The sequence below is a fragment of the Kitasatospora sp. NPDC057500 genome (genome assembly GCF_042802195.1).
Classification (GTDB): Bacteria; Actinomycetota; Actinomycetes; order Streptomycetales; family Streptomycetaceae; genus Kitasatospora.
Genome location: NZ_JBHVER010000273.1, coordinates 1 through 8,856 on the forward strand (window position 1 = coordinate 1; position 8,856 = coordinate 8,856).

Below are 8,856 nucleotides of genomic sequence, written 5' to 3' on the forward strand. Positions count from 1 at the left end.
CCCGTCCGCGGTGTGCGGACGGGGGCGCTCGGAAGGGGACTGAGCGGGGATCAGCCCTGCTTGGTCTCCCAGAAGATCTTGTCGACCTCGGCGATGAGGTCGAGCAGCGCCTGGCCGGTGGCCGGGTCGGTGGACGCCTTGGCGGCCGAGGCGGCCTTCAGGGTGTCGTTGACGAGCTGGTGCAGCTGCGGGTACTTCTCGAAGTGCGGGGCCTTGAAGTAGTCGCTCCACAGCACCGAGATGTGGTGCTTGACGGCCTCGGCGCGCTGCTCCTTGATGATGACGGCGCGAGCGCGGAAGTGCGCGTCCTCGTTGGCCTGGTACTTCTCCTGGGTGGCCTTGACGGACTCGGCCTCGATGCGGGCCTGGGCCGGGTCGTACACGCCGCAGGGCAGGTCACAGTGGGCGTGGGCGGTGGCGCGCGGTGCGAACAGGCGAGAGAACATGGGAGTCCTTCCTTAGATCGTCTTCCCGCGCCCGAGATTACCCTTCGGGCCCTGCGGTTTCTCGATCGGGCGGCGGGCCTAGGGCAAAAGGCGGAGCCGGAACCGGGCGAATCCGGACATCGGCGGGGCGCGGCCCGTGCGGCAGACTGGTGTGCGACCGCGGGACGCCGCGGGACGCGGGCCGGGAGGAGGAGTCGTGGCACGGAGCGCGGAACCGGAGGAGGGGCCCCCGGCGGGCGGCGCGCCGTTCGGGCTGATCGACGTCGCGGGGGACTCGATGGTGCCGACCCTGCGCGACGGCGACCAACTGCTGGTGCGGTACGGCGCGCGGATCCGGCCCGGCGCGGTGGTGGTCTTCCGTCACCCGTTCCAGCAGAACCTGCTGGTCGTCAAGCGTGCCGACGGCCGGCGCCCGAAGGGCTGGTGGCTGCTCTCCGACAACCGGCCGGTGGACAGCGACAGCCGCAGCTACGGCGCGGTGCCGGACGAGCTGGTGCTCGGCCGGGTGCTGCTGCGGCTGCGCCCGCGCCCGGCCTGGCTCGCACCGGGCCGCCGGCTGGAGCGGCTGCTGCTCTCCGGCCCGCTGGCCCGGGTGCCCGGGCTGGCCCGCCGCCTCGGCGTCTGGGTCCGCCCGGAGGAGCTGCAGAGCTCCTGAGCCCCGGCCCCGCGGGCTTCCCTAGCCCTGCGCCCCGCCGGCCGCCGCGGCGGCCTCCAGGCGCTTGCGGGCCCGGTAGGCGGCGACGTTGGCGCGGGTCGCGCAGCGGTCCGAGCAGTACCGGCGGGAGCGGTTGGTGGAGGTGTCCAGGTAGGCGTTGCGGCAGGGCGCGGCCTGGCAGATGCCGAGCCGGTCGGCGCCCAGCTCGGTGAGGTGGACGGCCAGGCCCATGCAGGCGACGGCGCTGAAGTGCGCGGTGGCGGTGGGGGAGTTGTCGGCGAGGTGCAGGTGCCAGCGGGGCCGGCCGGCCTCGTCCAGGTAGTCGTGCCCGGAGACCAGCGGGCTGACCGGGAACTCCATCAGCAGACTGTTCAGCAGGTCGACGCTGCGGACCTCCTCGCCCTCGGCGGCGGCCTCGAAGACCCCGCGCAGCCGGGTGCGGACGGCCCGCAGCCGGGGCAGGTCGGACTCGTCGGCGAGGTCGCGGGCCCGGGCGGCGTCCGAGAACAGACCGCGCACCGCGTCCACCGAGGTCAGCGAGTCGGTGCCGCGCTCGGGCTCCTCGGTGTTCACCAGCCGGACGGCCAGATCGGCGTACGAGGCGAGCTCCACGGTGGTCCTTCCAGAGATCGGTAACGGGCTGATTGCCTCCAGCCTATTACCTCCGGGGTGAAAGCGGGAAAGCGGCGGCGCCCGGCAGGACCGGCCTGCCGGGCGCCGCGGTGCGGTGCGCTCAGAGCACCTTGGAGAGGAAGGCGCGGGTGCGCTCGTGCTGGGGGTTGGTGAGGACCTCGCGGGGGTTGCCGGACTCGACGACCACGCCGCCGTCCATGAACACCAGCGCATCGCCGACCTCGCGGGCGAAGCCCATCTCGTGGGTCACCACGATCATGGTCATCCCCTCCTCGGCGAGCCCGCGCATGACGTCCAGGACGTCGCCGACCAGCTCGGGGTCGAGTGCCGAGGTCGGCTCGTCGAACAGCATCAGCTTGGGCTTCATGGCGAGCGCCCGGGCGATGGCGACGCGCTGCTGCTGGCCGCCGGAGAGCTGGGAGGGGTAGTTCCCGGCCTTGTCGGCCAGGCCGACCCGCTCCAGCAGGGCCATGGCGTGCTCCTTGGCCGAGGCCTTGGACTCGCCCTTGACCTGGACCGGCGCCTCCATGACGTTCTCCACCGCGGTCATGTGCGGGAAGAGGTTGAAGCGCTGGAACACCATGCCGATGTCCCGCCGCTTGAGCGCGACCTCGCGGTCCTTGAGCTCGTAGAGCTTGTCGCCCCGCTGCTGGTAGCCGACCAGGTCGCCGTCCACCCAGAGGCGGCCGCCGTTGATCTTCTCCAGGTGGTTGATGCAGCGCAGGAAGGTCGACTTGCCGGAGCCGGACGGGCCGACCAGGCAGAAGACCTCGCTCTGCCGGACCTCCAGGTCGATGCCCTTGAGCACCTCGACCGGGCCGTACGACTTGTGGACGCCCTCGGCCTTCACCATCGGGCGGGCGTCGGCGGGGGCCTTGATCAGGTCGGTCATGCGTGGCCGCCTCCCTCGAGTCCGGGGACCACGTCGTTCTTGGCCTTCGGGGCGGGCCTGCCGCCGAACAGCAGCCGCAGCCGCTGGAGCGGGGTGGGCGGCAGCGTCCGGTTCGCACCACGAGCGTAGTGCCGCTCGATGTAGTACTGCCCCACCGTGAGGATCGAGGTCATGAGCAGGTAGTAGATGCTGACCGCGACCAGGACCGGGATGGTCTGGAAGGTCCGCGAGTAGATGTCGTGGCCGGCGGTGAACAGCTCGGACAGCGAGATGACCTGGACCAGCGAGGTGGTCTTCAGCATCGAGATGGTCTCGTTGCCGGTCGGCGGGATGATGACCCGCATCGCCTGGGGGAGCACGATCCGGCGCAGCGTGGCCGCCCGGCTCATGCCCAGCGCGTGGGCGGCCTCGGTCTGCCCCTCGTCGACGGACTGGATGCCGCCGCGGACGATCTCCGCCATGTACGCCGCCTCGTTGAGGCCGAGGCCGAGCAGGGCGGCGGTGAAGGTGGGGATCAGGACGTTGGTCGACTCGGACCAGAGCTCGGGGCCGAACGGGATGCCGATCGACAGTTTCGGCCACAGGGCGCCCAGGAAGTTCCAGAACACCAGCTGCACCAGCACGGGGGTGCCGCGGAAGACCCAGATGTAGAACCAGGCCGTGCCCGACAGCAGCGGGTTCGGTGAGAGCCGCATGATCGCGAGGAGCACGCCGCCGGTCACGCCCATCAGCATGGACAGGACGGTCAGCTCCAGTGTCACGACGATGCCGCGCAGGATCTGCTCGTTCTGCAGCGTGTCCTTGACGACGTCCCACTGGAACGCGGGGTTGAAGATCAGGGCGTGGAGCAGCATCGCCGCGAGAACGGCGATGACGGCGGCTCCGGCCCAGCGTCCGGGGTGGCGGACCGGGACGGCCTTGATGGTCTCGGGCCGTCGCGATTTCACCGCCCCCTGCTCGGAAGAATTCACCTTGGGGCCTCAGGGGGTGTGGTGGTGCGAGGGATCAGCTCTTGGCGGCGTTGATCTCGGACTTCTCGATCGCGCCGGCCTCGACGCCCCACTTCGCGAGGATCTGCTTGTAGGTGCCGTCGGCGATCAGCGACTGGATCGCTCCCTGGACGGCCTGGGCCAGCGGGGAGCCCTTGTCGACGATGACGCCGTAGGGCGCGCTGTCGTAGGTGTCGCCGAGCTTCTCCAGCTGGCCGTTGGTCTGCTTGATCGCGTAGTCGACGACCGGGGAGTCGGCCATCATCACCTGGTCGCGGCCGGAGACCAGCGCGGTGGTGACGTCGGTCTGCAGGGTGAACTTGTCGCCGTCGTTCGGGATGGCCGGCTTGCCCGCCTTGGCGCACTCCGGGTTGCGGACGTCGGTGATCTCCTGGGCCTGGGTGGTGCCGGTCTGGACGGCGACCTTCTTGCCGCAGAGGTCCTTGGGGTCGATCTTGTCCGGGTTGCCCTTCTTCACCGCGACGGCGCTGCCGGCGGTGAAGTAGGTGACCATGTCGACGGTCTGCTCGCGCTCCTTGGTGTCGGTGAAGGAGCTCATGCCGAGCTGGTACTTCTTCGCCGTGATGCCCGGGATGATCGAGGTGAAGTCGGCGTTCTGCACGTCGGCGGTCAGGCCGAGCTTCTTGGCGATGGCGCCGGCGAGGTCGACGTCGAGGCCGACGATGTTGCCCTTGTCGTCCTTGAACTCGTTGGGCGCGTAGGAGGCGTCGGCGGCGACGATGAGCTTGCCCGAGCTCTTGACGTCGGCCGGGACCAGCGGGGCCAGGGCCGGGTCGGCGGCCACGGCCGCGACGGTGGCGCTCGGATTGGCGCCCGCGGCACCGCTGTTGGAGGAGGACTCGCTGCTGCCGCAGGCGGTCAGCACGAGCGACGCGGACGCGAGCACCGCCGCGGTGGCGAGGAGGCGGGTGCGCTGGGTACGGGCGATCATGGGGGGATCTCCTCCTGAGGGAGAGGTCGGGCGGAGCGCGCCGCGGGGGAGCGGCGCACCGGGGCAGCAAGGGCCGTACGGCGCTGTACGGGTGGGGCTGGGTGAACTGCGCGCATGGGTGGTACGGGTACTGCTCTCCGCCACCGTCCGCCGAGGTGGGCGTTGACCGAGCCGCCTCGACCAGTGGCCGGCTCGCTCCGAGATGGGGGAATCCTGCCATCTGATGACGGTCGGGTGGCCTTCATTCAGATCAAAATCGGATAACGAGGGGCCGTGCTGTCCGCTATGCGGATGAATATCGTGTCCCTGTCACCCTGTGTATAAGTATGCAGACCACCCTGCTGCCCGGCCGGAGGCCAGGCCGCGCGCTCGCCCGATCGCGCGCCCGCTCCCGCGGCGGCCCGGTTCCCCGTCCGGGCTCCCGTCCCGGCCCCGCCCGGGCCCCGCTCAGAGGCCCCCGTTGACCACCGCGTTCTGGGCCGCCCCCGCGGTCACGTTCCACTTGGCGAGGATCTTGTCGTACTCACCGCTCTGGATCAGCTGGTCGACCGCCTTGGCCAGCACGTCGCGCAGCGCGGTGTCCTCCTTGCGCAGCGCGATGCCGTACGGGTTGGACCGGGACTGCGAGCCGACCACCTCGAAGCGGTTGCCGCCGTCGGTGGTCTTCGCCGCGTGGGCGGCCACCGGGAAGTCGTTCAGCCCGACCTGCGCGGCGCCGGCGGCGACCTCGGCCAGCGCCTTGGCGTCGGTGTCGAACCGGTGCACCGTGAGCTGCTTGCCGGTCCGGGCGCAGGCGGCGGCCTGGCGGCCGACGATCTCGTCCTGGGTGGTGCCGGACTGCACCGCCACGGTCTTGCCGCAGAGGTCGTCCAGGGTGCGGATGCCCTTCGGGTTGCCCTTGGCGACCACCATCGAGGTGCCGGCGATGAAGTAGTCGACGAAGTCCACCGCCTTGCCGGTCGGCTTGCCGGCGTCGTCCACGCCCTCCTGGCGCTGGCGGATGTCGCTGAGCGCGGACATCACCACGTCGTACTGCTTGTTGTGGAGATCCGGTACGAGCTTGTCGAAGGGGGTGTCGACGTACTCGATGCGCAGGTCCAGGATCCGGCCGAGCGCCGCGGCGATGTCCGGGTCCAGCCCGTCCGGCTTGCCGTCGGCGCCCCGGAACTCGACCGGCGGGTAGTTGACGTCCATGCCGATCCGCAGCACCTTGCTCACCTGCTGCGCCTTCGGCACCTTCGCCCGGATCGCCCGGACCGGGTCCTCGGCCGCCTCCTCGCCCCCGCCGCACCCGCTCAGCAGCAGTGCTCCGGTGGTGGCGAGGGCGAGCGCGGCGACGGCCGGCCGTCGGTACTGGGCACGGTGATGCATCGGTGGACTCCTGTGGGAGGGAGGGGGACGGCGCCGCGGCGTCGCGGAGGTGTACGCGAGATGGCGGAAGAACGGATCCTCCCATCCCGGCCTGCCCGGCCCGTGGCCGGGTGTGTCAGAATTCGGTACCGGGTGACCCCCGACGCTCGAACCAGACCGCCGGGCCGCAACAGGCTCGGGGTGCGCAGGAACGGAAGTCCAGGACGACGACTCCGTATCCGGGGCACCGGCCTCCCCTCCGCGTCTGCGTTCACCACTGCGGGTGCGCGTTCTTCGTTTCGCCATTCCCGCAGCCGGGGCCGGTTCTCGCGGCGCCTGGTGCCCCCAGGTGGCTGTGAGGCGTACGACAACCATGTGACTTGGACGAAAAGGCATGGGTGCGATGCCCTCGTCCGACCTACGCTCGGCCCGGAAGCACAGCGCGGACCCGACGCAGACAAATCCATAAAACCCTCATCCGAGGGCGTCCGTCCGACGGCGGCGCCCCGATCCAGTCCCGGGGACGCTTCGGCGTTCCCGGGTTCCGGCATCCGACCACCGGTCGCCGGATGCCGGAACCGGCCGGGTCGTCCGCTCCGTCGGCCGGGTGTCCTCGCTCGATCAATGACGAAGAGGTCATCGTGGCAGCGGAGATCATCCACAGCACTACCCAGGACACCGACGATCCGGTCGACGCGGTGTTCGCGCTCCACCGCGGCGGAAAGATGGAGGTCCGGGCGACCGTCCCGGTGCGCGACGCGGACGACCTGTCCCTCGCCTACACCCCCGGTGTCGCCCGCGTCTGCACGGCCATCGCCGAGCAGCCCGAGCTGGTGAACGACTACACCTGGAAGTCCAACACGGTGGCCGTGGTCACCGACGGCACCGCCGTGCTGGGCCTCGGCGACATCGGCCCGGAGGCCTCGCTGCCCGTCATGGAGGGCAAGGCGATCCTGTTCAAGCAGTTCGGCGGCGTGGACGCGGTGCCGATCGCGCTGGCCTGCACCGACGTGGACGAGATCGTCGAGACCGTGGTCCGGCTGGCCCCGTCCTTCGGCGGCGTCAACCTGGAGGACATCTCCGCCCCGCGCTGCTTCGAGATCGAGCGCCGGCTCCAGGAGGCCCTGGACGTCCCGGTCTTCCACGACGACCAGCACGGCACCGCCATCGTCACCACCGCCGCGCTCTGGAACGCGGCCAAGGTGACCGGCCGCGAGGTCGACTCGCTGCGGGCCGTCATCTCCGGCGCCGGCGCGGCCGGCATCGCCATCGCCAAGATGCTGCTCGCCGCCGGCATCGGCGACGTGGCCGTGTGCGACCGCAAGGGCGTGGTGCACGAGGGCCGCGGCGACCTCACGGACGCCAAGGCGGAGATCGCCGCGCTGACCAACCGCAACGGCCTCAAGGGCACCCTGGCCGACGCGATGGCCGGCGCCGACGTCTTCATCGGCGTCTCCGGCGGCACCGTGCCGGAGGAGGTCGTCGCGACCATGGCCGAGGGCGCGTTCGTCTTCGCCATGGCCAACCCCGACCCGGAGATCCACCCCGAGGTCGCGCACAAGTACGCGGCCGTGGTCGCCACCGGGCGCAGCGACTTCCCGAACCAGATCAACAACGTGCTGGCCTTCCCGGGCATCTTCGCGGGCGCGCTCCAGGTCCGGGCCACCCGGATCACCGAGGGCATGAAGCTGGCCGCCGCCAAGGCGCTGGCCGGCGTGGTGGCCGACGAGCTGACGCCGCAGCGGGTCATCCCCTCGCCGTTCGACGAGCGGGTCGCGCCGGCCGTCGGCAAGGCCGTCGCCGAGGCCGCCCGCGCCGAGGGCGTCGCGCGCCGGTAGTCCGTCCGTCAGGACAGGGGGGCATCCCGTCCGGCCCCGGGACGCGCGTCACAGTCACGCGTTGTTCCGGGGCCGGGGGCGTTCTGGCTATCGTCCGGGGCATGTTTGCTGCCTACGCCGCACGAATCGACGCCGACGACCCGCTGAGCGGGCTGGAGTTGGGCGAACTCCCCGAACCGCAGGCCCGCCCCGGGTGGAGCGTGGTCACCGTCCGGGCCGCCAGTCTGAACCACCACGACCTGTGGTCGCTGCGCGGGGTCGGACTGCCCGCCGAGAAGCTGCCGATGATCCTCGGCTGCGACGCCGCCGGCGTCGACGAGCACGGCAACGAGGTGGTCCTGCACTCCGTGATCGGCCAGAGCGGGCACGGGGTCGGGCCGGACGAGCCGCGCTCGATCCTGACCGAGCGCTACCAGGGCACCTTCGCCCAGCAGGTGGCCGTCCCTACCTGGAACCTGCTGCCCAAGCCCGCCGGGCTCTCCTTCGAGGAGGCCGCCTGCCTGCCCACCGCGTGGCTGACGGCCTATCGGATGCTGTTCACCAACGCCGGGGTGAAGCCCGGTGACACCGTCCTGGTGCAGGGCGCCGGCGGCGGGGTGTCCACCGCGCTGGTGGTCCTCGGCAAGGCGGCGGGCCTGCGGGTCTGGGTCACCGGCCGGGACGAGGCCAAGCGGGCCCGGGCGGTGGAGCTGGGCGCCGACGCGGCCTTCCCGAGCGGGGCCCGGCTGCCCGAGCGGGTGGACGCGGTGATGGAGACGGTCGGCGCGGCCACCTGGTCGCACTCGGTGAAGTCGCTGCGCCCGGGCGGCACGATCGTCATCTCCGGTGCCACCTCCGGCCCCAACCCGCCGGCCGCCGAGCTGAACCGGATCTTCTTCCTGGAGCTGAAGGTGGTCGGCTCGACCATGGGCACCAAGGAGGAGCTGTCCGGGCTGCTCTCGTTCTGCGCCACCACCGGCGTCCGACCGGTGGTCGACTCGGTGCTGCCGCTGACCGCGGCGCCCGAGGCGCTCGCCCGGCTGGCCGGGGGCGACGTCTTCGGCAAGATCGTGCTGACCCCCTGACACCTTCCGGACCCGCCGGCGCCCGGCACCCCAGCGA

At 71.4% G+C, this 8,856-nt stretch carries 9 protein-coding genes; 3 read left to right on the top strand and 6 right to left on the bottom strand.

What is annotated here, in order from left to right; all coding sequences use genetic code 11:
* Positions 1-50: 50 nt before the first annotated feature.
* Complete coding sequence (gene sodN, locus ACFU74_RS33965) at positions 51-446, bottom strand: superoxide dismutase, Ni (protein ID WP_030309129.1); 396 nt, start codon at positions 444-446, stop codon at positions 51-53.
* 196 nt (positions 447-642) lie between these two features.
* On the opposite strand from sodN, the gene sodX reads away from it, so the two are divergent.
* A complete protein-coding gene (gene sodX / locus ACFU74_RS33970; protein WP_380763868.1) occupies positions 643-1,101 on the top strand; it encodes a nickel-type superoxide dismutase maturation protease in 459 nt (152 codons plus the stop codon).
* Positions 1,102-1,122: 21 nt separating this feature from the next.
* Here the strand turns inward: sodX and ACFU74_RS33975 are convergent, their stop codons facing one another.
* The 5 genes from ACFU74_RS33975 to ACFU74_RS33995 all read right to left on the bottom strand — a co-directional run bounded on the left by ACFU74_RS33975 (position 1,123) and on the right by ACFU74_RS33995 (position 5,938).
* On the bottom strand, positions 1,123-1,713 hold the full coding sequence (locus tag ACFU74_RS33975; protein ID WP_380763869.1) for a CGNR zinc finger domain-containing protein: 591 nt from the start codon (positions 1,711-1,713) through the stop codon (positions 1,123-1,125).
* Positions 1,714-1,834: 121 nt separating this feature from the next.
* Entirely contained in the window at positions 1,835-2,626 is a 792-nt protein-coding gene (locus ACFU74_RS33980; protein WP_380763871.1) for an amino acid ABC transporter ATP-binding protein, read from the bottom strand.
* Entirely contained in the window at positions 2,623-3,573 is a 951-nt protein-coding gene (locus ACFU74_RS33985; RefSeq protein ID WP_380763873.1) for an amino acid ABC transporter permease, read from the bottom strand. The genes ACFU74_RS33980 and ACFU74_RS33985 overlap by 4 nt, the downstream gene beginning before the upstream one ends.
* A 58-nt stretch (positions 3,574-3,631) precedes the next feature.
* Positions 3,632-4,567: an ABC transporter substrate-binding protein gene (locus ACFU74_RS33990; RefSeq protein WP_380763875.1), complete on the bottom strand. Its 936-nt coding sequence runs from the start codon at positions 4,565-4,567 to the stop codon at positions 3,632-3,634.
* A 447-nt stretch (positions 4,568-5,014) separates the two neighbouring features.
* Positions 5,015-5,938 carry an ABC transporter substrate-binding protein gene (locus ACFU74_RS33995; RefSeq protein ID WP_380763877.1) on the bottom strand — a complete coding sequence of 308 codons (924 nt, stop codon included), beginning with the start codon at positions 5,936-5,938 and terminating at the stop codon, positions 5,015-5,017.
* A gap of 620 nt (positions 5,939-6,558) precedes the next feature.
* Between ACFU74_RS33995 and ACFU74_RS34000 the strand changes: the two genes are divergently transcribed.
* Complete coding sequence (locus ACFU74_RS34000) at positions 6,559-7,755, top strand: NADP-dependent malic enzyme (RefSeq protein WP_380763879.1); 1,197 nt, start codon at positions 6,559-6,561, stop codon at positions 7,753-7,755.
* A 101-nt stretch (positions 7,756-7,856) separates the two neighbouring features.
* A complete protein-coding gene (locus ACFU74_RS34005; RefSeq protein ID WP_380763881.1) occupies positions 7,857-8,819 on the top strand; it encodes a zinc-binding dehydrogenase in 963 nt (320 codons plus the stop codon).
* Positions 8,820-8,856: the final 37 nt, after the last annotated feature.

Coding starts and splice junctions, on each gene's coding strand:
- ACFU74_RS33990 (WP_380763875.1), bottom strand. CDS start 4,567: ATGATCGCCCGTACCCAGCGCACCCGCCTCCTCGCCACCGCGGCGGTG.
- ACFU74_RS33995 (WP_380763877.1), bottom strand. CDS start 5,938: ATGCATCACCGTGCCCAGTACCGACGGCCGGCCGTCGCCGCGCTCGCC.
- ACFU74_RS33980 (WP_380763871.1), bottom strand. CDS start 2,626: ATGACCGACCTGATCAAGGCCCCCGCCGACGCCCGCCCGATGGTGAAG.
- ACFU74_RS34005 (WP_380763881.1), top strand. CDS start 7,857: ATGTTTGCTGCCTACGCCGCACGAATCGACGCCGACGACCCGCTGAGC.
- sodN (WP_030309129.1), bottom strand. CDS start 446: ATGTTCTCTCGCCTGTTCGCACCGCGCGCCACCGCCCACGCCCACTGT.